The sequence below is a fragment of the Streptomyces sp. NPDC058295 genome, from assembly GCF_042880655.1.
GTDB lineage: Bacteria > Actinomycetota > Actinomycetes > Streptomycetales > Streptomycetaceae > Streptomyces > Streptomyces coriariae.
The window spans coordinates 24,669-49,764 of sequence record NZ_JBHVYO010000051.1 but is presented as its reverse complement, the minus strand read 5'-3'; the positions used below and the strand labels follow the sequence as shown (position 1 = coordinate 49,764).

The 25,096-nt window shown below is 72.3% G+C and carries 19 protein-coding genes; 8 read left to right on the top strand and 11 right to left on the bottom strand.

Annotation, left to right across the window (positions count from 1 at the left end; all coding sequences use genetic code 11):
- Positions 1-16: 16 nt before the first annotated feature.
- The 3 genes from ACFVYS_RS36470 to ACFVYS_RS36460 all read right to left on the bottom strand — a co-directional run bounded on the left by ACFVYS_RS36470 (position 17) and on the right by ACFVYS_RS36460 (position 2,333).
- Positions 17-193 (bottom strand): hypothetical protein, encoded by a 177-nt coding sequence (locus tag ACFVYS_RS36470; RefSeq protein WP_389509176.1) that lies wholly within the window; start codon positions 191-193, stop codon positions 17-19.
- A 298-nt stretch (positions 194-491) separates the two neighbouring features.
- Positions 492-1,367 carry a hypothetical protein gene (locus tag ACFVYS_RS36465; RefSeq protein ID WP_389509174.1) on the bottom strand — a complete coding sequence of 292 codons (876 nt, stop codon included), beginning with the start codon at positions 1,365-1,367 and terminating at the stop codon, positions 492-494.
- A gap of 105 nt (positions 1,368-1,472) precedes the next feature.
- Complete coding sequence (locus tag ACFVYS_RS36460; protein ID WP_389509172.1) at positions 1,473-2,333, bottom strand: oxygenase MpaB family protein; 861 nt, start codon at positions 2,331-2,333, stop codon at positions 1,473-1,475.
- A gap of 535 nt (positions 2,334-2,868) precedes the next feature.
- On the opposite strand from ACFVYS_RS36460, the gene ACFVYS_RS36455 reads away from it, so the two are divergent.
- The gene (locus tag ACFVYS_RS36455; protein WP_389509171.1) at positions 2,869-3,522 is read left to right on the top strand and encodes a pyridoxamine 5'-phosphate oxidase family protein; all 654 of its coding nucleotides are present in this window, start codon (positions 2,869-2,871) and stop codon (positions 3,520-3,522) included.
- A 103-nt stretch (positions 3,523-3,625) separates the two neighbouring features.
- Here ACFVYS_RS36455 and ACFVYS_RS36450 read toward each other — a convergent pair whose 3' ends face one another.
- Positions 3,626-4,072, bottom strand: a complete 447-nt coding sequence (locus tag ACFVYS_RS36450; protein WP_389509169.1) for a hypothetical protein — start codon at positions 4,070-4,072, stop codon at positions 3,626-3,628.
- A 526-nt stretch (positions 4,073-4,598) separates the two neighbouring features.
- Between ACFVYS_RS36450 and ACFVYS_RS36445 the strand changes: the two genes are divergently transcribed.
- On the top strand, positions 4,599-5,423 hold the full coding sequence (locus ACFVYS_RS36445) for a class I SAM-dependent methyltransferase (RefSeq protein WP_389509168.1): 825 nt from the start codon (positions 4,599-4,601) through the stop codon (positions 5,421-5,423).
- Between the two features lie 110 nt (positions 5,424-5,533).
- Here ACFVYS_RS36445 and ACFVYS_RS36440 read toward each other — a convergent pair whose 3' ends face one another.
- From ACFVYS_RS36440 to ACFVYS_RS36430, 3 genes are all read right to left on the bottom strand, one after another.
- Positions 5,534-6,223, bottom strand: a complete 690-nt coding sequence (locus tag ACFVYS_RS36440) for a M24 family metallopeptidase (RefSeq protein WP_389509167.1) — start codon at positions 6,221-6,223, stop codon at positions 5,534-5,536.
- Between the two features lie 98 nt (positions 6,224-6,321).
- Positions 6,322-6,675 carry a VOC family protein gene (locus tag ACFVYS_RS36435; RefSeq protein ID WP_389509165.1) on the bottom strand — a complete coding sequence of 118 codons (354 nt, stop codon included), beginning with the start codon at positions 6,673-6,675 and terminating at the stop codon, positions 6,322-6,324.
- Positions 6,676-6,770: 95 nt separating this feature from the next.
- Positions 6,771-7,436, bottom strand: a complete 666-nt coding sequence (locus ACFVYS_RS36430; RefSeq protein ID WP_389509163.1) for a DUF4097 family beta strand repeat-containing protein — start codon at positions 7,434-7,436, stop codon at positions 6,771-6,773.
- Positions 7,437-7,658: 222 nt separating this feature from the next.
- Here ACFVYS_RS36430 and ACFVYS_RS36425 point away from each other — a divergent pair, with 222 nt between their 5' ends.
- Positions 7,659-8,411: a helix-turn-helix domain-containing protein gene (locus tag ACFVYS_RS36425; protein WP_389509161.1), complete on the top strand. Its 753-nt coding sequence runs from the start codon at positions 7,659-7,661 to the stop codon at positions 8,409-8,411.
- 17 nt (positions 8,412-8,428) lie between these two features.
- Here the strand turns inward: ACFVYS_RS36425 and ACFVYS_RS36420 are convergent, their stop codons facing one another.
- The 3 genes from ACFVYS_RS36420 to ACFVYS_RS36410 form a co-directional block, all read right to left on the bottom strand.
- On the bottom strand, positions 8,429-10,618 hold the full coding sequence (locus ACFVYS_RS36420) for a S9 family peptidase (protein ID WP_389509159.1): 2,190 nt from the start codon (positions 10,616-10,618) through the stop codon (positions 8,429-8,431).
- Positions 10,591-12,375, bottom strand: coding sequence for an N-acetylglutaminylglutamine amidotransferase (locus ACFVYS_RS36415; protein ID WP_389509158.1), 1,785 nt, complete (start codon positions 12,373-12,375; stop codon positions 10,591-10,593). Before ACFVYS_RS36415 ends, ACFVYS_RS36420 begins: the two co-directional genes overlap by 28 nt.
- A gap of 98 nt (positions 12,376-12,473) precedes the next feature.
- Positions 12,474-13,661, bottom strand: coding sequence for a glutamate--cysteine ligase (locus ACFVYS_RS36410; RefSeq protein ID WP_389509157.1), 1,188 nt, complete (start codon positions 13,659-13,661; stop codon positions 12,474-12,476).
- 280 nt (positions 13,662-13,941) lie between these two features.
- On the opposite strand from ACFVYS_RS36410, the gene abc-f reads away from it, so the two are divergent.
- From abc-f to ACFVYS_RS36395, 3 genes are all read left to right on the top strand, one after another.
- Positions 13,942-15,696, top strand: coding sequence for a ribosomal protection-like ABC-F family protein (gene abc-f / locus ACFVYS_RS36405; RefSeq protein WP_389509156.1), 1,755 nt, complete (start codon positions 13,942-13,944; stop codon positions 15,694-15,696).
- A 198-nt stretch (positions 15,697-15,894) separates the two neighbouring features.
- Positions 15,895-18,051 (top strand): DUF4139 domain-containing protein, encoded by a 2,157-nt coding sequence (locus tag ACFVYS_RS36400; protein WP_389509155.1) that lies wholly within the window; start codon positions 15,895-15,897, stop codon positions 18,049-18,051.
- A gap of 8 nt (positions 18,052-18,059) precedes the next feature.
- Positions 18,060-19,619, top strand: coding sequence for a mucoidy inhibitor MuiA family protein (locus ACFVYS_RS36395; protein WP_389509154.1), 1,560 nt, complete (start codon positions 18,060-18,062; stop codon positions 19,617-19,619).
- Between the two features lie 15 nt (positions 19,620-19,634).
- Here ACFVYS_RS36395 and ACFVYS_RS36390 read toward each other — a convergent pair whose 3' ends face one another.
- Positions 19,635-20,063: a hypothetical protein gene (locus ACFVYS_RS36390; RefSeq protein WP_389509152.1), complete on the bottom strand. Its 429-nt coding sequence runs from the start codon at positions 20,061-20,063 to the stop codon at positions 19,635-19,637.
- A gap of 134 nt (positions 20,064-20,197) precedes the next feature.
- On the opposite strand from ACFVYS_RS36390, the gene ACFVYS_RS36385 reads away from it, so the two are divergent.
- Together ACFVYS_RS36385 and ACFVYS_RS36380 are read left to right on the top strand one after the other, a co-directional pair.
- Positions 20,198-20,521 carry a CU044_2847 family protein gene (locus tag ACFVYS_RS36385; RefSeq protein WP_389509151.1) on the top strand — a complete coding sequence of 108 codons (324 nt, stop codon included), beginning with the start codon at positions 20,198-20,200 and terminating at the stop codon, positions 20,519-20,521.
- 16 nt (positions 20,522-20,537) lie between these two features.
- On the top strand, positions 20,538-25,046 hold the full coding sequence (locus tag ACFVYS_RS36380) for a trypsin-like peptidase domain-containing protein (protein ID WP_389509149.1): 4,509 nt from the start codon (positions 20,538-20,540) through the stop codon (positions 25,044-25,046).
- The last annotated feature ends 50 nt before the right edge of the window (positions 25,047-25,096 follow it).

Sequence of the window (25,096 nt, the reverse complement as noted above, 5' to 3'; positions counted from 1 at the left end):
GAGCGCTGCACGGTTCTCACAAATGGCCGAATGAGAAGCAGTCCAGCCGGTTCATCTCGCCGATCGGGCACTCGACCACTCGGCCGGTCATCGCGTGGAGTTCGACCTCGTGCCGCAGCTCCAGGAACACGAAGTACGTGCTCAGCGCCTGGGGCCGGGCCAGGCGGGTGCCGCCGGGTGAGCCCCGCAGCACCCGCCCGAAGTACGCGTCGGCGTCCGTCGGCTCCGGACCGCAGATCAGTCGGACAGGGCGAGAACGATTCAGGATCCCGAAGTTACGTCCCTGACCGCCAAGCCACCTATGCAGGAACAAGCCCCTGGCCACCGGGCCGGACCTCCCAGCCCCGAGCGGCCGAGCATACGGTCACGTCACCGTCGGTACGCAGGGGATTTAGGGCGGGCTCCGACGGGTTTCGCCACCACGCAGGCGACGCCATCCGCCCGCTCATGGAGTGCAGTCTCCGAGCCAGGTCAGGACCGGCCCGACCGAGTCAGCGGGAATCCGTTGCGTCGTCCTCGGCCGGGCCGGGGGCTGACGTGCTGTCGGCGGCCTGGCCGGCGGCTCGTTCCGCGCGGAGTTCTTCGGCGACCTCGTAGGCCCGGCCCGGGTCGTAGACGGTGACCGAAGTGCCAGGGCTGTGCATCGCGTATGCCCGGGGCGTGTACCGATAGCCTTCGACGCCGCGCTGGGCGGCTATGCCGTCGACCTCGCCGACGGGTACCCGCCACAGCTCGGCGGTGTGGGACCGGGTCCACCACTCGTCCGGACGCAGGAAGTCTCGCTTGACCTCCGTCTGATGCTCCACCGCCACCTGGACCCCGCCGAGTTGCTCGGTCAACCAGCCGGTCAGCGCCTGTGCGTCGACCCGAGAGAGCGGTGCGGACGTCGCCGGTTCGCACTCCACCGTCTCGCTGCGGGTATGCAACACCACCTTGATCGACTGACGCTGCCCCAGACTGAGTCGCTCGATGACGACGACTCGCCGCAGATCAGCCATCGCCATGGTCGACGAACGCAGGAAGCGGGCGATCACGACCTGGGCCGGAGTTCCCAGGGGGCGAAGCTCGACCCACCGCACCGTCATGGATGCCGTGACGCACACCATGGCCACGGTGAGCAGGAGCACTGCGACGACCGTGAGCGCCAGTAGGACCCAGAAACTGCCCCAGAAGAATGAGCTCCCCGAGATCACGGCGGCCACCAGAGCGGCCAGCAGAAGTGGGGCTGCGACCATCGACGGGACCATGATGCTCGCGCCGAGCGCGACGGCCAGCTCGCGGGCCCGGCTGGGCACGAACAGCAGCCGCCATCCGGCTGTCACGGGTGCCACAACTTCCGCCAGCGGGGCGGGATGCCGAGTTTCCATGACTCAAAGGTAGGGCCCTGCAACGGAGTTCGTCAGGCCACAGCGAGCCGTACCTTGTCGAAACCCACCCGTGCGGGGCCGGCCGTGACACGAGGTGGCGCGCGCTCACGTCGGGCGGGACTCGCGGGGTGGGGTCATGACCCAGCGGATGGTCCGGGTCAGGGCCTCTCCGGTGGGGCGTACGGCGAGATCCTCGACGACCGGCACCCGGGGCAGCCACAGCATGCGCCGGGCCCAGGGCGGGAGCAGCACGACGGCGTTCACGGCCAACCCGCCGTAGAAGGGCCGTACGGCAAGGGGCAGGGGCGGCCGGAACAGCAGGAAGCGGGCGGCGGCGCGGGCTTCGGACGTGGTTCCCAGTTCGTGCCGATAGGCGGTCAGCCGCTCGCACAGCTCGCGTCGGTCGCGCGGGGGGTCGCTCACCCCCAGCGCCTCGGCGACCCGCGCGGTGTCGGCGACGTAGGCGTCGTACCCGGCGGCATCCAGCGGGCGGGCGCCGAAGCGTTCGTGGGCGCGCAGGAAGCTGTCCGTCTCGGCTGCGTGCACCCAGCCGAGCAGGTGCGGATCGGCCGCGTGGTACGGCACGCCCTCGGCCGTGGTCCCGCGGATCCCCTCGTGGATGTGGCGGACGATGTCGACCGCCCGCTGAGCGTCCCCGGCCGTGCCGTAGGTCGTGACGGCCAGAAAGGTGCTGGTGCGCTGCAGTCGCCCCCACGGGTCGCCGCGGTATCCGGAGTGCCCGGCCACCGCCGCCATGGCGAGCGGGTGCAGGGACTGCAGCAGCAGCGCGCTCAGCCCACCGATGAACATCGAGGCGTCACCGTGGACCACACGGATCGGGCGGTCCGGCTCGAACCAGCGCGGGCCCGGAGTGTGGTGGATACGGGTACGTGTCGCCGGTCCGTCGGGCCCGGCGACGCGGCGGAACAGGGCCCGACCCAGCCGCTCACGGACTACGGTCAGCACGGTCGGCCTCCCTTCTCCTGCTGTCCAGTGTCCGCGATACCGCCCGAATCCGGGCATGGCGGCGGGTTCAGCGATCGCCGGGCACGTGCCATGACCCACGCTTGAGGTGAGTGCATGTATCGGCATACCTATCCCGCTCCCCCGCCGAAGACGAGGACGAAGTCCTTCCCGACCTCGAGCACCACCTCCCGCAAGCGAGCCGACACGGGTCTTCTGGAGGAAGGACAAGGCCGAGAGCCGCGGCGGCACGGTCCCGTCGGGCCTCCAGGTCCGGCATGTCCTGCAGATACTCGGCCGCCAGTTGACGGCTCTCCTCCACCGAGAACATCCGGCAGTCGCGCCACCAGGGGACGATCAGCAGAAGCCGTAGGAACCCCCACCGACCTCACCTCACCGATGCTTCGGTTTCCGTTGCCTTCACGTCCTAGAGAAACTGATCCAGTCGATACCTGGCGATGACGCGACGATATCGGTAGCTTCTGACTGCGCACGCAGCGAAAGGACCGATGTGACCCACAGCCCTCTCCCTCCCACCTTGCCGAACACCGACCGCACCCGTCACCGTCGCCTGCGGGAGCAGGGAAGCCTGGACCGCGGCGCACTGGAAGCGATCCTGGACGCCAACTTCATCTGCCACCTCGGGGTGGTCGTCGACGGGCACCCGATGGTCGTTCCCACCGTCTACGGGAACGACCGACGGAGCCTCTATTTCCACGGATCGGTGGCCGGCCGAAGCCTGATCGCCTCACCCCGGGCAACGGTGTGCGTCACCGTGACACACATCGACGGCCTCGTCCTGGCCCGGTCGGTGTTCGAACACGGCGTGAACTACCGCAGCGCGATGATCTACGGCGTGCCGCGCCAGGTCACGGATCCTCAGGAGAAACTCGAGGGGTTGCGCTGCCTGACCGAACAGGCCGCACCGGCACAGTGGGACTACGCGCGCCGGCCGAACCGCAAGGAACTGGCGGCGACGGTCCTGCTCGCCCTCTCGCTCGAGGAAGCGTCGGTCAAGATACGCACGGGCGGGCCGGACGACGGGGACGGACCCGACGCCGCCCTCGGGATCTGGGCCGGTGTCCTTCCCCTGGTCTCGACCTGGGGCGAACCCGAGACCGACCCCCTGCTCCCGGCCGGCAGCGAACCGCCCGACCACATCGGGTCCCGCACCGGCACCCGTCTCGGGTGATCAGCGGACGGACGCAGAGCAGGGCGGGGCCTTGTCCGCCAGACCCCGCTGTCGTGCCCGGCGCTCGGTGCTCCCTGCTCGGTGCTCGATGCCCGGTGCTCCGTCAGCAGGCGTCGTACTTCCAGGCGTCGCCCTCCAACGCCCACGGCTGCTTCGTCTGATCGAACTTGGGCAGGCCCTCCACCTTGTAGGTGGCCCGGCCGAGGTCCCCCGACACGTCGGCCTGCACGTCCGACACCGCGTGGTCGGGCCCGTAGTCCGTCTTCGCCTGTTGCACGACGTCGGCGTACGCGTCCTTGGTGATCTCCTTCGCGCAGCGCGCGGACAGCATGGCGTACGCGGTATCCGTGTCAGCGGCGAAGTAGGCGGCGGTGTAGACGGCGACGGCAGCCTTGAGGTCGTCGCCTTCGTGGTCGGCGGGAACGCTGACCGTGGGCTCGGCGGCAGGTGTCCCGCTGTCGCTCGCGGCCGGGGACTCGCCGGACGAGGAGCAGGCGGTGAGCGCGGCGAGGAGCAGAGCCGCGGTGGCGATGGTTGCGCTGGTGCGCATGGTGTCCCCCCTGGACGGTGGTGCCAAAAAGGGCATGGTGCCATGGTCAGGACAGGCGGTGGTCGCACAGGTGGGATTTCGGCGGGCCCCTGTGACAGGGCTGCCACGGGGATGTGACAGCCGGGCGTGTCACCGGCTCCGCCCGCGCGGAATCCCTGCGGTCCGGGACCCGCGCGCCGACGTCCGCCGCGCCGACGCGGTGGGACCGCCGCCGCGGCGAGGTGGGCGAGTTCGGGGAGCCCGGTGTGCTGCTGGTCGTCCTGGGTGTCGCCGATGATCTCCAACGGGGTGCGGTGCGCCCTCCCTACGGCCGAACGGCTCAGACACGGCGCGCCTCGGTCGTGGGGGCTGCCGTCCGTAGAAGATCGGTGGGGTGGCGGCCTCGGGACGGGTCGCCCGGCACCGCTCCCACCGTGTGAAGAGGTCCGGCCATGAAACCGTTCGACGACCCGCAGTGCCGGCCGCCTGCCGACCGGGCACCGGCCCGTGCCTCGGTCCGCACCCTCGACGTCGCGCCGATCACGACGTGAGCGGCGCCGCGCGCGGGGGCGCGCCGGGCGGCGGCCGCTACGGCGAGACCGTCTTCCGTCCCGAACAGGCGGGCGAGGGCAAGCGCATCGACTTCGGCGCCCTCGCCTACGACGACACCACCATGGCGCGACTGCGCGCCCTCGGGGTCGGCCCGGGGTGGCACTGCCTCGACGTCGGGGCCGGCACGGGCACGGTCTCCCGCCGCCTGCTGCAAGAGGCCGGGGTGGCGAGTGTCCTCGCCGTGGACCGCGACGTCCGTTTCCTCAGCGCGCGGCCCGTGCCCGGCCTCGACGTGCTGGAGGCCGACATCAGCGCACCGGGCGCCGTCCCGGGCGTGTTCTCGCTCGTCCACGCCCGCTTCGTGCTGATGCACCTGCCCGAGCGCGACCGCCTGATCACCGCGTTGGCCGAACTCGTCGCGCCCGGAGGTGTGTTGGTGCTCAGCGACGCGGTCGATCTGACGAACGACCTGCCGCCCGGCACGCCGTACAGTGCGGCGATGCGGGCGATGTGGCAAGGCCTGCGGGCCACCATCGGCACCGACGTCTCCTGGGTGCCGTCGTACCCTCACCTGCTGCGTGGGGCGGGGCTCGACTCCGTCGCCGCCGAGATCCAGGTGCCGCCGCTGCTGCCGGGCAGCCCCATCAGCCGCTTCTGGGCGGACACCTGGGAGCGGAGCCGAGCGGCGATGCTCGCCACCGGCCTCGTCGACGACACGGCCGTCGACGAGGCGGTCCGATACCTGGACTCCGCCGAATGCGCCGCGCTGTCGGCCGGCATGCTCACCGTCTGGGGGTGGAAACCCGGGGAGGGCGCGTGACGACCCGCCCCCGGGCTCTGGCTCTCGCGAACGCGCACTCCTTCAGCCGTTCGCGTGGTGCGACGGTGGTGACCGCAGCACCGGCGTCGCCCTGTCCGTGCGCGATCGGATCAGAGGGTGAGCAGTTCCTCGTAGAAGCCACCGAAGCCGTGTTCGCGGTCGACGAGGTGGATCTCGAGGATCCAGTGACAGTGGCGGTCGGCCTTGTCGGTGCGCCGCAGCGGGGTGTCGTTGGCGGGGGTGATGTACGACTCCGTGTCCGCGCCGTCGATCCTCTCGTGCGGGAACTCCCCCACCAGGTGCCCGGCGTGCCAGCCGCCCAGCTCCCACCCGAGGCCGGCGGCCAGCCGCTCGACCTCGGCGTACAGCGCCTTCCCGGTGATGTCCGGGTCGCTCTCGAAGAAGCGCTTGCCGGCCTCGAAGACCTTCGGCAGGTCGTCGCGGAGCCGCCGCTTCACCGGGTGGTCCCCGAGGACGAAGGTGCGGCCGAAGTCGGCCTCGTACTCCTCGAAGATCGGCCCGAAGTCGGCGAACACGATGTCGTCCGCGCCGATCACCCGGTCCGGCGGGTTCTCCTTGTACGGCGCCAGCGTGTTCGGGCCGGAGCGGACGATCCGCTTGTGCCAGTGCCGGGTGGTGCCGAAGAGCTCGTTCGCCAGGTCGCGGACGCGGTCGCTGACCGCCCGCTCCCCCTGGCCGGGTGCCACCAGCCCGCGCTTGTCGATCTCCGCGAAGAGCCGTGGGGCCTTCGCCTGCGCGTCCAGCAGTCGTGCCGCGCGCGTGGTCTCGTCGTCCGCCATGGAGCCGACCGTAGGAGCAGGGCTCGATCTTCGGCAAACCGAACATCGGAGGGGCGCACGGCTCCGCTACGAGCGGCCTGATGCCCGCGTGGGCGCGGTCAGGCGGGCTGCCACAGCTCGATCCGATTGCCCTCGGGATCGGTGACCCAGCCGAAACGACCGACGCCCTCCATGTCCTGCGTCTCTTCGGTCACCTCCGCTCCCTCGGTACGCAACTGCGCGAGCATCGCGTCCAGGTCGCGGACCCGGAAGTTGAGCATGGTCTGCTGGGTGCGGGACCCGAAGTAGTCGGTCCCGGACTCGAACGTCGCGAACACCGTCGGCCCGGATTCCTGACGCCACAGGCCGTTCTCGTCGGCGTCCAGGCCCAGACAGTCCCGATACCAGGCGCTCAGCGCCGCCGGGTCGGCAGCCCGCAGGAAGTACCCACCGATTCCAAGCACACGTTCCATGCCGTCATCTTGCCAGGACGGCGATGGGGCGGGACGGCACCACACCACCCGCCCACTTCACCCCCGTGTCACCGGTGCCGTGCTCCGCGTGCGCCTCAGAGGCTGCGGGCGACGATGTCGCCGTAGGCGGTGGTCGCGTGGATGTTCAGGCCGGCGGCGCCGTCGGTGTTCTTGAGCGCGTTGTCGATCCGGCCGTAGCTGGTGCCGGCGTCCAGGGAGGCGGAGACTCCCCGGGCGGCGCCGACCGACACCTGGCCGGCGTCGGTGCGCAGCACGACCGTGCCGCGCACGGCCTCGGCGATCCGGATGTCTCCCTTCTTGGTGCTGATCTCCGCGGGGCCGTTGAGACGGCCGACCGCGATGTCACCGGCGAGCAGGGTGAGGCGGGCGCTCGCGGTCTCGTCGAGCTTGATCGCACCGTGCGAGCCCTCGATGACGACGTCGCCGAGCCGTCCGACGCCCCGGAACTCGCCGCTGGCCGCCTTCGCCTCGACCCAGGAGTCGGCGGGCAGCTGGATGGTCACCTCTATGGATCCGGAGTTGCCGAGGATCCTGTTCTGCGCCGAGGCCTCGACCCGCAGGACGCCGCCGCCGAATGCGACCCGGGCCTGCTCCGCGGCCTTCACGTCGCGGCCGTTCGAGGCGTCCGCGGGCAGGATCTCGACGGTGGTGTCGGGCCGGTCGGCGGCGATGAACCGGATGCGCCCCGCGGGGATGTCGACGACGGCGGTGATCGGGGCGGGGGTCTGGAACTTGTGCATCGTGCTCTCCTTCGGTCCGTTGTTTCTGACACCGGAAAAGCTACGTTGCATTCACTGATTCTTCAACGTCCTCGTTGCACTCGATCGACATATATACAGTTCAGAGGCGGTAAATCGTTGCAATGGTTTGGAATTCAATGCAACGACAGCAGGCTCGATCGTTGCAATGGATGGAAAGTGAAAGCTATGCTGGCGACACCACGGCACACGAAGGAGATCGCAATGCCGGGAGGCAGACTCACCCAGCAGGAACGCCAGCAGATCTCGCTGGGACTGGCCGACGGCCTCGCCTACGCGGAGATCGCCAGACGTCTCGACCGTCCGACCTCGACGATCACACGTGAGGTGATGCGGAACGGCGGCCCCACCGCCTACCGCGCCGACCTGGCCCACCACGCGACCGAACGCCGCACCCACCGGCGAAGGCAGGCCGCTCCCCGGGGGGCGGCGCCCGCGCCGGCCCACGGACGTGACGCCGAGGCCGTGCGCGAGTACGAGGAGATGTTCACCAACCTCCTCATGGGACAGGGCCTGCCCAAGATGATGTCCCGGGTGCTGACCTGCCTCTACACCACCGACGCGGGCAGCCTCACCGCGTCCGAGCTCGTCCAGCGCCTCGAGGTCAGCCCGGCGTCCGTCTCCAAGGCCGTCGCGTTCCTCGAGAGCCAGGGCCTCATCGGCCGGGAACGGGACGAGGGCCGCCGCGAGCGGTACCTCGTCGACGACGACGTCTTCTATCAGTCGACGATCGCCAGTGCCCGGTCCAGCGCCCTGCTCGCCGAGGCCGCTCGGCAGGGCGTCGGGGTCCTCGGCTCCGACACCCCGGCCGCCGCCCGCCTTGAGAACATCGCCCGCTTCGTCGACTTCGTCGCCGAGGGCATAACCCGCGCCGCGGAGCAGGCCCGCGAGGTCCTCCACACGAAAGCCAAGGCACCCTCGGACGGCCCTGCCGAGCCGAGTCCGGAGCGCGGCTAGCCTGCCGACCGGGCGGTTCAGCCCCTCAGGTGGCGTTCCAGCCAGTCCGCGGCGGCGCGGCGGAACAGTCGCCGGTTGTCCGCGCGCAGGAAGTCGTGCCCCTCGTCCTTCAGGGTGAGCAGCTCGGCCGGGATGCCGCGGTCGCGCGCCGCCCGTACGAACTGCTCGGACTCGCCCGGCGGCACGTTGGTGTCGTGTTCGCCGTGGACGGCGAGCAGGGGGACGCGCAGCGCGTCGATGCGGGTCATCGGCGAGAGCTCCCGCAGCAGTTCGCGGTCGCGCTCGGGGTGGCCGTACTTGTGGGCCGCCGACTCGGCGAGCCAGGGCTCCGTACCGGCGAAGAAGGTCGCGAAATCCGACATGCCGCAGACGGCGACGCCGGTGCGGAACAGCTCCGGGTGCCGTACGAGGGACGCGAACGTCAGGTAGCCGCCGTACGAGCGCCCCATGACGGCCAGTCGGGTCGGGTCGGCGGGGCCCGCGGGCACCGCGTGGGCCGCGCAGTCCGCCACGTCGTCCAGGGCGGCGAAGCGTCCCGCGCCCAGGTCGGCGTCGACGAACGATCTTCCGTGCCCCGAGGAGCCTCGGACGTCGGGGGCGAAGACGTCCAGGCCACGCCCGGTCAACTCGTGGTAGAGCGGGCTGAAGACGGGGCGTTCGTGTTCTTCCGGGCCGCCGTGCAGGTGGATCACGCAGGGCGCCGGGTCACCCGTAGCCCGGCCCGGTGCCCGGTAGTACCAGCCGCTCAGGGGCAGCCCGTCCCGCGCCGTGAGCCGCAGGAGAACGGGGCGTACGGGCCGGCGGTCCGGCGCGGTGGCGTCCTCGTCCCGGGAGGACCAGGGTGTGCGCATCAGGGACACGCCCTCGGCGGCCCACCACACCCCGGGTCGGCGTTGGGAACCGGACAGCGCCGGCAGCAGTCCCCGGGGGCCGGCTGCCTCGACGCGGGTGACGACCTCGTGGGGCAGGGGGACGGTCGTCGTGGGCAGCGGGCCGTAGGGGGCCCGGCGCGTCGGGAGGGGTTGGACGAGTTCGAGGCGGCTCTCGCCCCGGTCGTTCCAGGACAGGGCGGCGGTGCGGCCGTCGTGGGAGAACGCCAGGAGGTCGAGGTCGCTGTCCGGCCGTTCCGCCATGACGGACGTGCCGTGCGGTCGGCCGTCGGAGCCGAGGGCGACGGCGAGGAGTGCCGCGTACTCGCGGTCGGCGTCGCTGCGCAGCCACAGCGTCCGCCGGTCGGGTGAGAACCTGCCGATCCACGGATCGCCGTCGGCGACCGGGACGATGCACGTCGTGGCCGAGTCGGCCGTGCGCCGGACGACGGCCTCCCGTCGTCCTCGCGGCCCCCGGCGCAGCAGCGCGAATCCGCCGTCGCGGCTGATGTCGCACACCCGCAGGGTGGCGGCGTGCGTCTCCGTGGCGAGGAGGACGGGGGACGCCAGACCGTCGGGATCGATCAGGTAGGCCGACAGCCCGCCGTCGGGGCGGACCGACGGTACCGGGGACTCCGGGCCGTCGACCGCCGTGGCGCCCTGCGTCGGTCCGGGCGTGGTGTCGTACGGGGTTCCGCCCAGGAGTGTCGCCCGGCCGTCCCGGTCCGCCCAGTTGACAGGCAGGACGGCGTCGGCGCGGGTCGGGCCCGCACCGTTCCGGCGCGGGCCGGCACCCGGCGCGGCGAGCGTGACGGCGACGGCCGAACCGTCGTGCGCCCAGCAGCCCAGGTGGGCGGTATGGCCCGGGTCGGCCCCGGCCAGCACACGGCGGCCGGTGCCGTCGGGACGTACGCACAGCACCCTGGTGTGCTCGCCACCGCCCGGTGCGGTGGTGTAGGCGATCCAGCGGCCGTCCGGTGACCAGGACACCTCCTTGACCGGGTCCGGCAAGGAGTCGAGGAGGTGCACCTCGTCCCCGTAGAGCGGCCCGGCCCACAGCTGGGGGACGCCGCCCCGGTCGCAGATGAAGGCCGCCTCGGAGCCGCCGGGGTGGGCGGAGGGATACCAGCAGCCGTGAGAGCGCAGCCGCGTCACGGCCTCCCGCGGACCGCTCGCCTCGGGCAGGGGGACCGGCGCCGGGGCCGGGGCGGCCGCGAAGGCGGTGCCACTCGCGTCCGCCGCCCCCGGGTCGGGGGGCGCCGGGGCGACCGGGTCGCCGCCCGGGGCCGCCGCCGCGCTCGGCCCGCCACTCACGTGACGCCGTGTGTCTGAAGCCATATCTCCAGCAACGCCACCTGCCACAGGGCGTTCGCTCCCCGCTTGGTGCGGTGCTCGTCGGGCGCCTCCAGGAGCTGGGACACGTACGACTCCTGGAAGAGGCCGCGCCGCCTCGCCTCGGGTGCCTCGAGCGCTTCGCGGACCCGCTTGAGGACGGGGCCCGCCATGTGCCTGATCGCCGGAACCGGGAAGTAGCCCTTGGGCCGGTCGACGATGTCCCGGGGCAGCAGCTGACGGCCGGCCGCCTTCAGCACGCCCTTGCCGCCGTCGGCCAGCTTGAGTTCCGGCGGACAGGCCGCCGCCAGCTCGACCAGTTCGTGGTCGAGGAACGGCACTCGGGCCTCCAGCCCCCAGGCCATGGTCATGTTGTCGACCCGCTTGACCGGGTCGTCGACGAGCATCACGTGCGTGTCCAGGCGCAGGGCCGCGTCCAGGGCCGTCTCGGCGCCTGTGACCGCCATGTGGTCCCGGACGAAACGGCCCGAGACGTCGTCGCCGGGCAGCATGCCGGGTTCCAGGATCCGGGTGAGGTCGGCGTGCGGCCGGTCGAAGTACGTGTCGGCGTACCGCTCGGCCGCGTCCGCGCGGGCGGCCTCGGCGAGCCGCGGGTACCAGTGGTAACCGGCGAGCACCTCGTCGGCGCCCTGCCCGCTCTGCACGACCTTCACCTCCTTGGACACCTGCTCGGACAGCAGATAGAAGGCGACCACGTCGTGGCTGGTCATCGGCTCGCTCATGGCCGCGACCGCACCGTCCAGGGCCGTCGACACCCGGTCGGAGGGAACCATCAGCCGACGGTGGTCGGTGCCGAATTCCCGGGCCACCAGGTCCGAGTACCGGAACTCGTCACCCTCCTCCCCGCCCTCCGCCTCGAACCCGACGCTGAACGTCATCAGGTCCCGCTGTCCCGCCTGGGCCAGCAGCGCGACGATCAGACTGGAGTCCAGGCCGCCGGAGAGCAGGACGCCGACCTGGACGTCGGAGACCATCCGTCGGCGTACGGCCGTACGCAGCGCCTCCAGCATCGCGTCACGCCAGTCGTGCGCGCCCATCGCCGCGTACTCGGCCCGGCGCGTGTACGACGGCTGCCAGTAGCGGTGGTCGTGATGGCTGCCGTCCGGTTCGACGACCCGCACGGTGGCCGGCGGGAGTTTGCGCACACCGCCGAGGACGGTGCGCGGGGCGGCGACCGTGGCGTGCCAGCTCAGGTACTGGTGGACGGCGATCGGATCGAGTGAGGTGTCCACACCGCCGGCGGCGAGAAGGGCGGGCAGGGAGGAGGCGAACCGCAGCCGCCCCGGCGTCCGCGCCAGGTACAGGGGCTTGATTCCCAGCCGGTCGCGCCCCAGCACCACGCGTCCGGACCGGTGCTCGACCAGGGCGAAGGCGAACATGCCGTAGAAGCGCTCCACGCACGCGGTGCCCCACTGCCGGTAGGCCTTCAGCACCACCTCGGTGTCGGATGTGGTCGTGAACCGGTGTCCGAGGCTCCGCAGCTCTTCGCGCAGTTCCCGGTAGTTGTACACACAGCCGTTGAAGACTCCGGTGAGTCCGGCGCGGGAGTCGGTCATCGGCTGTGCCGCGAGGTCCGACAGGTCGATGATCTTCAGTCGCCGATGTCCCAGCGCCACCGCGCCTCTCGTCCAGATTCCCCGGCCGTCGGGACCACGGGCGGCGAGCCGTTCGCTCATGCGCTCGACGGCCGCGAGGTCGGGTCGGTGACCGTCGAAGCGGATCTCCCCGCTCAGACCGCACATGATGTGCCGCCTCCGTTTCGTTGGGTGTGGGCCGACCGCCGGTACGTGGGTACCGGACGGCCGGCGCAGGGGAAGGGTTCGTCCGTGACCATGGCGACTCACCTGCGGGTCAGCGGCCGCGCGCACCGGTGGGAGGGGTCGCTCACACCGGTGGCGGGCGGAGGGTTCCCGCGACGGGTGGCCGCCGCCCTGCCAGCGGGCCGTTCGCCGCGGGTCTCGGCGATCAGCATGTCGACACAGGCCAGCAAGTCCTCTTCCTCCGCGACCCGGCGCATACGGCGTGCCGCACTGCCGTCGGCGAGGGCCTCCTCCGCCAACGAGCGGACGGTCTCCCAGTCGCCGTGCGCCTCCAGGGCGGGGCGCAGCCGGGTGAGCAGGGTGCGCACGACCTCCCCGGCGGGCGCCTCCTGGTGGGTCGCGGGATCCACCAGGCCGCCTTCGAGCCCGGAGCGGGCCGCCCGCCAGGAGGCTCCGCGCAGCCACTCGTGCCGTCCTTCGCAGCCCGGGGCGCCGCCCGCCCCGAGCCGCTCACGGGCCTCGGTGACCAGGGCGCGGAACAGTCCGGCGACGAGCACGACGGTCTCCGCGCGCGGGCAGGAATCGCAGATGCGCAGTTCCAGCGTCTGGAGGTGCGAGGAGGGTCGTACGTCGAAATAGATCATCCCCGCGTCACTGATGATCCCGGACCCGACGAGATCACGCACCGTGGCGTCGTACTCGTCCGCGCTCGCGAAGCAGCCGACCGGGCCCGCGGTGGGCCAGCGCTGCCAGAGCATGGTGCGCCAGCTCGCGTACCCGGTGTCGGCCCCCTGCCAGATCGGCGAACTGGCGGAGAGCGCGAGCAGCACGGGCAGCCAGGGCGAGACCGCGCACATCACCCGCACCGCCGTGTCGCGGTCGGGGACGTCCACATGGACCTGGGCCCCGCAGATGAGCTGCTCGTCGGCGACCGTGCGGTAGTCCTCGACCATGCGGCGATAGCGCGCTCCGGCGCTGGGGTGCGCGGCTGCCGCCGGCGCGAGTGGCGCCGCGCCGGCGGCCACCGCCGCGAGGCCCAGCGAAGAGGCGGCCGCGTCGAGCTGCCGTCTCGTCGCGGCGAGGTCGGCGTACAGATCGTCGAGGGACGTGTGCACCTCGCTGTTCGACTCCACGGTGGACTGGTGCAGCTCGGTGGTGAAGGTACGCCTCGGGAGGCGTCGCAGGAGCGAATTGGCGCGGGGCACGAGCAGCCCGCTCTCCACCTCCAGGACGTGGAACTCCTCCTCCACTCCGATACGAACGCTCACGGTCACTCCTCGGGGTGATGCGGAGCGGCTGTTCGCCGCAGGCGAAGGGTCCCTCACCGGCGCGCGCTGCGGCAGGTGAGGGGCTCCGAGTCACCAGAACGCCGATTTATAAGCACACATTGCATATGTGACGCGAGCAAATTGCAGTCGGACAGGTGAATGGCTGGCGGCATCCGGGATCCGGTCGCGCCCGACATCACCGACTGTGCCGTCGCGAAGGCTCGCCGAAGCCTGGCCCGCCCCTGAGTCCTTGACGAGACGGACCGTCTCGTCTAGCTTCATGTACATCGGCCGGCCGCTGGTGTTTCTGCCGCTCGCCACCCGATCCTGTTCGCCCGGCAAAGGACTGCTCTTGCACTGTGCTCCCGTCGACACCACCGTCACCGCCTCTCCTCCCACCACGTCCCAGATCGCTCTTGCCGAGGTGACCAAGCGCTACGGCGACCGCGGGGTGCTCGACCGCGTGTCTCTCACCGTCCGGCCGGGCGAAAGGGTCGGGATCGTCGGGGACAACGGCTCGGGGAAGTCCACGCTCCTGCGGCTGCTGGCAGGACAGGAGCCGGTCGACAACGGCCGCCTGACCGTCGTCGCACCGGGCGGGATCGGCCACCTGCGCCAGACTCTCGATCTGCCCGGTTCGGCGCGCGTGGGCGACGCCGTGGACCACGTACTGCGCGAACTGCGCGCCCTCGAACACCGTATGCGGGTCGCCGAGGCGACACTGGGCACGGCCGGCCCCGCCGAGTTCGAGCGCTACGCCGCGCTGGTGGCCGAGTTCGACGCGCGAGGCGGGTACGGAGCGGATCGCCGGGTCGAGGTGAACCTGCGCCGGCTGGGCGAGCACGCGCCGCCGGAGCGGGACAGGCTGCTGAGCACCCTCTCCGGAGGACAGCGCTCCCGGCTCGCGCTCGCCGCGACCCTGGCCTCGGCCCCCGAACTGCTGCTGCTCGACGAGCCGACCAACGATCTGGACGACGAGGCCGTGGCCTGGCTCGAAGCGCATCTGCGCCGTCATCGGGGCACGGTCCTCGTGGCCACGCACGATCGGGCGTTCCTGGAAGCCGTCACCGACACCGTCCTGGAGGTGGACCACAACCGGCGCACGGTACGGCGCTACGGCAATGGATACGCCGGCTTTCTCGCCGCCAAGGCGGCGGCCCGCGCCCGGTGGGCGTGGGATCACGAGCAATGGCGCAACGAGGTCGCCCGGCAGGAACAGCTCGCCGACTCCGCCATCGGGCTGCTGGCCGGGATCCCCGGCAAGGGGCCGAGGGCGTTCAGCGGTGCCGGCGCCTTTCGAGCGCGCTCGCGTGCACACGGCGCACAGAGCCGCATCCGGAACGCGCGCGAGCGGTTGCAGCGGCTCACGGAGCACCCCGTGCCGCCACCTCCGCAGCCACTGCGGTTCACCGGCCGCGTCGAAGCCACGCCGACCGCCGAGGACACATCAGCGCACCTGGAAGGCGTCCTGGTCGCCGGGCGGTTGTACGTACCGTCACTGGAACTCGCCCCGGGTGACCGACTCCTCGTCACCGGCCCCAACGGTGTCGGCAAGAGCACCCTTCTCCAGTTGCTGGCAGGGGAACTGACGCCTGACGCCGGGATCGTGCGCCGGCCGCGCAGGGTCGGCTTCCTCCGTCAGCACAGCGCGCCCGACGACGCCTTCGATGCCCGCACCCTGCTCGCGGCATTCGCGGCCGACCGGGCGGGTCGGCCCGACGAGCACGCAGACGCACTCCTCGCGCTCGGCCTGTTCCACGCCGCCGACCTCACTGTTCCCGTACGGAACCTGTCCGTCGGACAGCGCCGCAAGCTCGAACTGGCGCGGCTCGTGACGGCCGGCCCACTCGATCTGCTCCTGCTCGACGAGCCGACGAACCACTTGGCTCCCGCTCTAATGGAGGAGATCGAGGCCGCCCTGGCCCGCTACACCGGCACACTGGTCGTGGTGACGCACGACCGGCTCCTGCGCGAACGCTTCCACGGGCCCCGACTGGAACTGCCCATGGCCGCCGAGAAGGAGCGCCGTAACTGACCACCTTGCTCCGCCGGCCTGCCGGGCGCCGAACAGTTGCTCAGCGCAAGGCCGTTCGGCGGCTCAAGGGCGAGAGGTGCGCGACCTGCCGGGAGTTCGCGGCGCTGTGGAGCGGCGGTAATCCAGCCCGTTCGACCTGGTCCGTCGCCGCTCCGCGTAGGCTTCGCTCAGCACGGACGCGGCCGGGGGGCGAGGCACATGACAGCTCGGACATCACAGAGGTGGGGGTCGACCCTCGACGCGGTGGTGGTCTACGCCCAGGGTGCGGTCTGCCGCCGCCTGGCCTCGGGCAGCGTGCCGCCGGACGGCCGGGTGCGGGTGACGGGACTGCCCCGCTCACTGGACCCCGGCTCCCTGCGGGCCCGTGTCACCGGCACCACCGGGGTACGCGTCACCGAGGCACGGGTGGAGGTCGAGGCCGAGCCGCTCGCCGAGACCGCCCCCGTCTCCCTGCGGCGCGAGGTGGAGCGGCTGCTCGACGAGCGCGCGGCGGCACAGGGGCGCCGGGACCGGCAACTGCGCCTGATCGAGGAGGTCAAGGGGCTGCGGCCGGTTCCGCCGGCCCGCAGGCGCGATGACCCGCACCGCCGTACCCCGGTCGACGCGTGGCTGGAGCTCGCCGAGTTCGTCGACGAGCGGCTGGCCGGGCTGCACACCCGTCTCGTCGCGCTGGAGGAGGCGCTGGACCACGCCGACCACGCGCTCTCCGTAGCCGCCGACCGGCTCGCCCGCGCCTCCACCGACGCACCGGCGACGCACGTGGAGAGCACCGTCTCGGCGGTACTGACCCTCGACGGCACCGGTGACGCGGAGGTGGAGCTGGAGTACGGCGTGCCGGGCGCGGTCTGGGTGCCGACCTACCGTCTCACCTACCGTCAGGACGACAGCAGCGGCCGTCTGGTGCTGCGCGCCTCGGTCGCCCAACGCACCGGCGAGGACTGGACCGGTGTGCGCATCGCTCTGGCCACCGCCGACCTGCGGCGCCGTACCGACCTGCCCCGGCTCCGCTCCCTGCGGATCGGACGCCGTCAGCCCGCACCTCTGCCGTCGGGCTGGCGCGAGCCGCCCACGGGCCTGGCCGACCTGTTCGCCGGGTACGACGTGGCACCCCCTCGGCCGGCCGCGGCCGGCACTCCCCCGGCCCCCGGGGGCGGCCCCGTGCTCGCGGCCGCGGCGGTCAGTGCCGGGCCCGCTCCCGTTCCGCCGATGTACCCGGCACCACAGGGCTACGGCGAGTCGCCGGCCGGGGCCGCTCCGGGCTACGGCGCGCCGCCCCCCGTGCCGCCGCCGAGCAGCGCCGCGTACCCCCAGCCCTTCGGCGGCGGCACGAACGAGTCCGCGCAGCCGGTGCCGTCACGGCCGGGCGGCGGGGGCCGTGGGCGGGCCCGCAGCATGCCCCTCGCGCCGGCCGCCGCCATGGCTCCTCCGGCCGCTGCCCGGGCGGCAGCGCCACCACCCCCGGCGCCCACGGCCCCCGGCGGCGCCGCGACGCCGCAGCCGGTGGCTCCGACGGCCGGTCCGCCCCGGCCGAGCGGCGCCGAACTCGACTACACCGCCCTCGTGTTGCGCGGCCCCGACGAGCAGGGCGGTCGCCGGGGCCGGCTGTTTCCGGACTCCCCCTTCGACCCGGTGGCGGACGAGTACCGCCGCCGCGCCGAGGCGGTGACGGCGCTGCCGCTGCCCGGACACGCCGTGCGGCCTCGTGAGTCGGCCGGCTCCTTCGACCACCGCTTCGACGCCGTGGCCCGCGCCGACATTCCCTCGGACGGCACCTGGCACACCGTCACCGTCGGCGAGATCCCGGTCGGCCTGCGCACCGAGTACCTCTGCGTGCCGTCCGTGGAACAGACCGTCTACGCGACGCTGGTGCTCTCCAACTCCACCGACCAGGCACTGCTGGCCGGCCCGGTGGAGGTCACCGCCGGTGACGACTTCCTGCTCACCACCGCGCTGCCCACGCTCGCCCCGGGCGGTGAGTGCCGGGTGGGGCTCGGTCCGGCCCAGGGTGTCCGGGTCACCCGCCGTACGAACCTGCACGAGTCGACCTCGGGGCTGCGCGGCAGCACCACGGTGCTCGACCACCGCGTCCACGTGGAGCTCGCCAACCAGCTCGGCGAGCCCGTCACGGTCGAGATCCGCGAGCGGGTCCCCGTCACCTCCGACGCGGACATCCGGATCGAGGAACGGGCCGACTGGACGGCGCCCCGGGACGGTGCGGGCCCGGAGCAGCACGCACCCGGCACCCGCGTCTGGCGGGTGGACCTGCCCGCCGGCGCCACCACCGCCCTCGACGGCGGCTACGAGATCCGTATCGCGTCCGCCAAGACGCTGGCCGACGGCAACCGCAGGAGCTGACACACCCCATGTCCAAGGCACCGGAGCCGATTCCCCTCCCCGTCACCGCCGTCACCTGTCTGGAGGACCGCGCCCTCGTCGAGCGCACCACCGTGCTGGACCTGGGGGCGGGAGTCCACAGGCTGCGTCTCGGGCCGGTCAGCGCGCTGGCCGTCGACCGCACGCTCCACGCCGAGGTGACCGCCGAACACCCGGCGACCGTGCTCGACGTGCGGATCGTCCGCGACTGGACGCCGCGCGGGCCGCGGCCCGCCGACGGCGACTCCGCCCTGCGCCACCGCGTGCACACGCTCGAAGAGGAACTGCTCGCCCTCGGACGTCGGCGCGACCGGCTGCACGCCCGCGTCGACGCGCTGGGCCGTCTCGCCGCCGACCTGCTGCGGGAGATCGGCGAAGGCGCCGGCTCCGGAGAGTCCGAAGGGCTCCGCTGGACCCGCGAACTGGACCGGGTGGACGAGGAGCGCGACTCCTACGGCGAGCAACTGCGCGCTGTGGAAGCCCGGTCGGCGGGACTCGGCGCCGAACTCTACGAGGCCCGGCGGGTCATGGATCTCGCCGAGGAGCAACCCGCCGAACTGGTCGGCCACATCGAGCTCACCCTGGAGGCCACGGCCGCCGGACCGGCCGACCTGCGCGTCAGCCACCTCACCCCGTGTGCGCTGTGGCGGCCCGCCTACCGGGCGGTGCTCGACGGCGACTCCCTCACGCTGGAGACCGACGCGATGGTCTGGCAGCGCACCGGCGAGGACTGGTCCGACGTACGGCTGACGCTGTCGACGGCACGCTCCGCGCAGTCCACCGAGCCACCCCGGCTGGACGAGGACCGGCTGACGCTCCAGGACCGCACCTCCGCGGAGCGCCGCACCGTCGACGTCGAGCTGCGCGAGGAGGAGATCGCGGACCTCGGTCCGGCACCGGTGCTCGGTCTGCCCGGAGTGGACGACGGCGACGAGGTACGGGTGCTGAACGCCCCCGCGCCGGTCTCCGTGCCCGCGGACGGCCGCGCCCACCGGGTACCGCTCTCCTCCTTCGCCACGACCGCGAGCATCGAGTACGCCAGCACACCTGAACTGTCCCCGCTGGTCACACAGGTGGCACGGTGCGACAACCGGTCCGGCCACGCACTGCTCGCCGGACCCGTCGACCTGATCCTCGGCAGCGGATTCACCGGCCGCGGCACCCTGGACTTCACCGCTCCGCACGCCCCTCTCGAACTCGCCTACGGCAGCCGCGACGACCACCGGGTCGTCCGCCACACCGAGGAGACCCGCGACACCGCCACGCTCACCCAGCGGACCGTGGTCACCCGTACCGTCCGCCTCCACGTGTCCCGGTTCTCCTCCCCCGGCGAACACGGTGAACGGGTCATCGTCCTGCGCGAACGGATCCCGGTCTCCGAGGTCTCGGCGGTGGAGGTGCGGCTGCGCAAGGAGGCCTGCTCTCCCGCCCCCGACGCGGTCGACGCCGACGGCATCGCCTGCTGGAGCCTGGCCGTGCCACCCGGCGGCCGACGCACCGTCACCCTGGTCTACGAGCTGTCGGCGAGCGCGAAGGTCGCCGGGCTGTAGGGCGCCGTCCCGCGATCACTCGTCGTTCACCCGGCGCACGAGCCGTTGGAGCGGGTAGAAGCCGTCGGGGGAGAGGCCGGGGGGGGCATTCCCCCCGCCCCGCCGAGGGACACCACGCGCTGGACGCCGGCACAGGCGAGGGCGTCGCGCAGCTCGGCCTCGCGACTCGGTCGGGGGGTACACGCCGACCGTCAGGGTGGCGACCCCGGCGTGTCCGACGGCTTCGGTCAGTTCGGCGACCGGGACGACGTCGACGATCTTTCCGTCGGGGTGGAAGTCCACCGGCTCGGGAGAGCGGATGACCAGACCTCGGCCGTCGTAGCCGCCCCATACCCGGTACTCGGGCGCCAGGGAACGCAGTACGTCGATCTCCTCTCCCGGCGACACCGGTCGGCCCGTCCGTGCGGCGGAGCCGGCCTCGCACCCGCCGATCCGTGTGAACATGCGTATGAACGCTCACCGTTCCGTATGAACAGCGGCACCGCTCGCCTCGATCCGCAGGGTCCGCGAGGTCCGGGCCCAGTAGCGTCGGCGCCCATCCGGTCACCACGAAAGGCGCCGGACATGGGGGGAGCCATATGCGGAGCGTGGTCAGGGTTCCGCTGGAAGGCGGGGGCGTCATCCAGTTCGAGGCCGCGGCGGAACACGACGGTCCCGTCAAGGTCGGCCGGTTCGGGGACGCCGTGAGGGAGTTGCCCCAGACGCTGCAACAGTCCCTGACACCGGTGGGCGATGCCGCACGAGCGGTGTTGGAGCAGTTGAGGCGGGCCGGTCCCGACGAGGTCGAGGTGGAGTTCGGGGTGACCCTGTCCGCCGAGGCGGGGGCCGTCATCAGCAAGGGGACGGGCGCGGTGCACATGAAGGTGAGAGCCTCCTGGAGCGGCACCGGGATCCCGCAGTAGGGGTGGGGGCCACGACATGACAGATCGCCATGGCTCGCCGATCTCCCCCGCCGGGGCGGAGGCCGGAACCGGAACCGCCTCGATCACCCACTCGATCGCCCGCGTACGGGCCGCGGACGACAGCACGGCGGGGACCGGATTCCTCGTCGCCCGCGACCTCGTCATCACCTGTGCGCACGTGGTCCGCGCCGCCGGCGGTGGTCCCGGTGGACGAATAGACCTCGAGTTCCCCCACCTTCCCGGCGCACCGCGGACCGCGGCCCGGGTGCAGGTTGCGGGCTGGCGGCCGTCCGACGCCGAGGACATCGCGGTCCTGCGGCTGGAAGGACCACCGGCGGGCTCCGTGCCGCTGGCCCTCGGATCCGCCGAGGGATGTCGCGGTCATCGGGTTCGTTCGTTCGGGTTTCCGGCCCACTCGCCCGCCGGCGGCCGCTACGGCTTCTGCACGGCCGGTGATCTGATCCCGGCCGGCGGCGACACACCCGCGCTGATGCAACTGACCGACGCCAACGACCTCACGTCGGGCTTCAGTGGCGCCCCGATCGTGGACGAGACGACGGGCCTGGTCATCGCGATGACGACGGCGATCACGCCCCAGGACGGCTTCCTCAGAGGCCTGGACGTCGCCTATGCCACGCCCACCCGGACGCTGCGGGAGGCCTGGCCCCAACTGGCCGAGAGCCAGGTCAGTCCCTACCGGGGGCTCGAGCCGTTCACCGAGGAGCACGCCAGGTACTTCCACGGCCGGGAAGCCGTCGTGGAGGAGGCTCTGGCGGTGCTGGAGAAGCAGCGGCGGGTCATGCTGCTGCTCGGTCCCTCGGGCGCGGGCAAGTCGTCCCTCGTCCGGGCCGGTCTGCTCCCGGCCCTGTCCGGGGGCAGGGTGCCCGGCAGCGGCCGGTGGCCGTCCGTGACGGCCCGGCCGGGGCAGGACCTGATGGGCGAGCTGGAAGCGGCCGGTCTGACCGGCGCCGCCACCGAGGGGATCGCCTCGGCGGTGGAACGCCGGCTGGCCGGGGAACCGGCGTCGCACCGTCTGCTCGTCGTCATCGATCAGTTCGAGGAGCTCTTCACCGGTCCGGCTTCCGGCCCGGCGACGCCGGACGAAGCCCTGGCGGACATCGCCCGGCAGCTTGTCGCGGTGATCGATTCGGACAGCGCCGTCAGTCTGATCCTGGTCATGCGGGACGACTACTTCGCCCGGCTGGCCGCCTCGGCCCCGGATCTGCTGAAGGCCGTGACACCTGGTCTGTTCCCGGTGCGCACCACCCTGGACATCCCGGAGCTGCGAGCCGTCATCGCCGAGCCGGCACGGGTGGCGGGCGCGCACCTGGAAGAGGGCCTGCCGGAACGGATCATCTCGGACGTGCTGGCGGCCGACCCGGCCGCCGCCGCCGAACGGAAGGCGTCGGCGACCCTGCTGCCGGCACTCCAGTTGACGCTCAGCCGGCTGTGGGAGGACCGCCGTGACGGCCGGCTCACCCACGACGCGTACCAGCGGCTCGGCGGGGTCGCCGGGAGCCTGACCGCGTGGTGCGACCACGCGCTGCGGGGGCTCGCTCCCGAACTCCGGCTCATCGCCGAGCGGATCCTGACGGCGCTGGTACGCCCCGCCGACGACGTCCACGCGATTCCCGCCACCCGTCGTCAGGTGCCCCTCGACCATCTGCGCGCCTTGGCGGCGGAGCCGGCGGCGGACGGCCGGGAGGTCGACGAGAAGGATGAGAAGCACGACCAGGAGTCCGGCCAGGACCCGGGCGGAGACCCCGGCCAGGAGCGCGGTGGGCGGGTCGACCAGGACTTCGACGTGGTGCTGGGCCTCCTGCTCAAGCGGCGGATCATCACGACCCGGGTGGCACCTCGCGCCGGTGGCGGTCAGGCCCCGGCGACCGCCGAACTCGTCCACGACGCCCTGATCCGCGACTGGGGCACACTGCGCGACTGGGTGGCCGCGGACCAGGAGTTCCAGTCCTGGCTGCACCGCACGGCCGAGCGCCAGGCGCGCTTCGCCGGGCCGGGGAATCAGGGGACCGGCAAGTCCGACGCCCCCGACCCCGGTGACCTGCTGGACGGGACCGATCTCGCCGCGGGGCTCGTCTGGTCGAAGCGGCGTGGACTGCCCGACGGCATCGCCGACTTCGTCGCCACGAGTCATGCGCGACGGCGTGCCGTGGCCCGCCGGGCACGGCGGATCAAGGTCTCGTTGGCCTGCGTACTCACCCTGGCCATGATCGCGTCGGGACTGTTCCTGTGGCAGCGCAGCGCCTCGTCGGAGCAGGCCCGCGATGCCGCCGCACAGGCCCGCGGCTCCACCGCCCGGAACCTGGTGCGAAAGGCCGAGGCGCTCCGCGTCAGCGACCCCCGGCTCGCCCTGCAGTTGGGGTTGGCGGCCTACAGGCTGGGCGCGGACGAGCCGGCGACGCGGGCGAGTCTGCTGGAAACGCTGACGACCTCCAGTCACCTCGCCACGCTCGACGGGCTCGGCACCGAGCCGACCTCACTCGCCGTCTCCCCCGACGGCCGCATGCTGGCGGCGGGCGGCGGCGACGGGTCCGTGCGGTTCTGGGACATCTCCCGCCCGGAAAAGCCCACGTACGTCGGGGGGTCCGCGAGCAAGGCCGGTGCGAGCGCGGTCAGCGCGCTCGCCTGGCGTCCGGACAGCAAGGTCCTGGCGTCCGGGGACTCGAAGGAGTTGACGCTGTGGAGTACCGGCGGTGCCGCCGCCCCCGTGACTCTCGGCTCGATGCCGGGATTCGGCGCGGCCATCACCTCCGCCGTATGGACCGCTGACGGTCATCGGCTCGCGTTGGCCAACTATTTCAACAGCTACCTCATGGACATCGGCATCGATTCCGACGGAACCGCGACCGCCAACGTGACGGCCAAGATCAAGCACGGTGGCAACCCCGAGGACAAGGCCGACCGTCTTGCCCTGTCCGCCGACGGTGATCTCCTGATCACCAGTGACGGAGACGACTCCGTCCAGTTGTGGGACACGGCGGGCGCCGCAGCCCACAAACTCGGCGCCCCCGTGCCGGTCCCCGAGGATCTGGGCCAGGTCACCTCCCTGGCCCTGTCGGCCGACCATCGGACCCTGGCTCTCGGCACCCTCTCCGCAAGCATCTCCGTGTGGAACATCCAGGACCCGCGCCACCCCAAGGACCTGCAGGACACCTCGTCCTCCGTCTGCGTCGGCCTCTACAGTGCGGTGCGAAGGGTGGCGTTCGTCGGTGACGGAGTACTGGCCTGCGGCGGCGACGACGGCCGCGTGCAACTCGTGCGGCTCGACACCCTGCCGTTCCAGCGCACGGACATGCCGCTCGTCCACGGTGCCACGGTGACCACCATGGCCGCCGACGTCTCCCACCACCTCCTGGCCACCGGCGGCGTCGACGGCAGGGTTCTGTTGTGGAACACGGCCGGCCGGGAGCGACCGCGCCGGCTCGGCACCCCGCTGGCAGGTCACGCCACGGGTTCCACCAACGGGGAACTCACCGCCGGCGGAACCCTCCTCGCCAGCAGCGCCACCGACGGCAGGACACTGCTGTGGGACGTGCGGCGGCCCGACCGGGCCCGGTCTCTGGTATCCGTCGACGCCGGGCCGGGCCTGCCTTACGAGTGGAGACGGGCAGCGCTCGGATCCGCGCTCTCGCCCGCCGGTGATCTCCTGGCCACCGCCGGCGGGGAGCGGCTGACGGACGTCGTGATCCGGAGGACGGACGGCGGCAGGACGCTGCGACCGGGCAGCACGCTGCGGGGGCACAAAGGCGTGCCCCAGGCCTTCGGCCGGTCACCCGACGGATCCCTGCTGGCCACGGGTGACTTCGACGGCAAGGTCATCCTCTGGGACACGAGTCGTCCGGAACGAGCCTCCCGGCTGGCGGAGTTGACACATCCCACCGGTCTCCGCCTGGTGTCCTTCGCCCGATCGACGCACACCCTGCTCACCGTGGGTACGGACGGCAAGGCCGTGTTCTGGAACGTGCCGACCGGCTCCGGGCACCCCACGAAGATCAGCACCACGGACATCGGCCAGATCGGCAGCGACCGCTCGTCGTTCGCCCTCTCCGCCGACGGCAAGCTGCTCGTGGTCGGTCACAGCACCGCCGCCCTGTCCCTGTGGGACGTGTCGAACGTGCGCCGCCCCAGCCGCCTGTCGCACCTCGCCGCGGTCCAGGACGGTCCGGTGGGGTCGGTCGCCTTGTCTCCTGACCGCTCCGTGCTGGCAGCGGGCATCGGAATCGGGACCGTGCTGCTCTGGGACCTGACCGACCCGAGCCAGCCCCGCAGGATGGGGCCGGCCCTGCACAACCGGCTGCCGATGCCCCTGGCGATGACGTTTCTCCCCGACGGCCGGACGCTGGCCTCACAGACCATCACCCAGATCGACCTGTGGGACCTGTCCGCCACGCTGTCCGCCCGCCGCGACCTGCCCCGCCGGGCCTGCGACCGACTGGCCGACGCGGGGCTGTCACCGTCGGCCTGGAAGCGGTACGCGAATGGGACGGAGTACCTCAAGAGTTGCTGACCAGGCCGCTCGACGGCGCGTGGCCACCCGTCCGGTCCGCGCGCGGGGGC

Excerpts from the sequence above, each read along its gene's own strand:
- ACFVYS_RS36425 (WP_389509161.1), top strand. The coding sequence starts at position 7,659 with ATGCCGGGAGGCAGACTCACCCAGCAGGAACGCCAGCAGATCTCGCTG.
- abc-f (WP_389509156.1), top strand. The coding sequence starts at position 13,942 with ATGTACATCGGCCGGCCGCTGGTGTTTCTGCCGCTCGCCACCCGATCC.
- ACFVYS_RS36385 (WP_389509151.1), top strand. The coding sequence starts at position 20,198 with ATGCGGAGCGTGGTCAGGGTTCCGCTGGAAGGCGGGGGCGTCATCCAG.
- ACFVYS_RS36450 (WP_389509169.1), bottom strand. The coding sequence starts at position 4,072 with ATGCGCACCAGCGCAACCATCGCCACCGCGGCTCTGCTCCTCGCCGCG.
- ACFVYS_RS36440 (WP_389509167.1), bottom strand. The coding sequence starts at position 6,223 with ATGGCGGACGACGAGACCACGCGCGCGGCACGACTGCTGGACGCGCAG.
- ACFVYS_RS36395 (WP_389509154.1), top strand. The coding sequence starts at position 18,060 with ATGTCCAAGGCACCGGAGCCGATTCCCCTCCCCGTCACCGCCGTCACC.
- ACFVYS_RS36415 (WP_389509158.1), bottom strand. The coding sequence starts at position 12,375 with ATGTGCGGTCTGAGCGGGGAGATCCGCTTCGACGGTCACCGACCCGAC.
- ACFVYS_RS36435 (WP_389509165.1), bottom strand. The coding sequence starts at position 6,675 with ATGGAACGTGTGCTTGGAATCGGTGGGTACTTCCTGCGGGCTGCCGAC.
- ACFVYS_RS36430 (WP_389509163.1), bottom strand. The coding sequence starts at position 7,436 with ATGCACAAGTTCCAGACCCCCGCCCCGATCACCGCCGTCGTCGACATC.
- ACFVYS_RS36380 (WP_389509149.1), top strand. The coding sequence starts at position 20,538 with ATGACAGATCGCCATGGCTCGCCGATCTCCCCCGCCGGGGCGGAGGCC.
- ACFVYS_RS36400 (WP_389509155.1), top strand. The coding sequence starts at position 15,895 with ATGACAGCTCGGACATCACAGAGGTGGGGGTCGACCCTCGACGCGGTG.
- ACFVYS_RS36390 (WP_389509152.1), bottom strand. The coding sequence starts at position 20,063 with ATGTTCACACGGATCGGCGGGTGCGAGGCCGGCTCCGCCGCACGGACG.
- ACFVYS_RS36420 (WP_389509159.1), bottom strand. The coding sequence starts at position 10,618 with ATGGCTTCAGACACACGGCGTCACGTGAGTGGCGGGCCGAGCGCGGCG.
- ACFVYS_RS36465 (WP_389509174.1), bottom strand. The coding sequence starts at position 1,367 with ATGGAAACTCGGCATCCCGCCCCGCTGGCGGAAGTTGTGGCACCCGTG.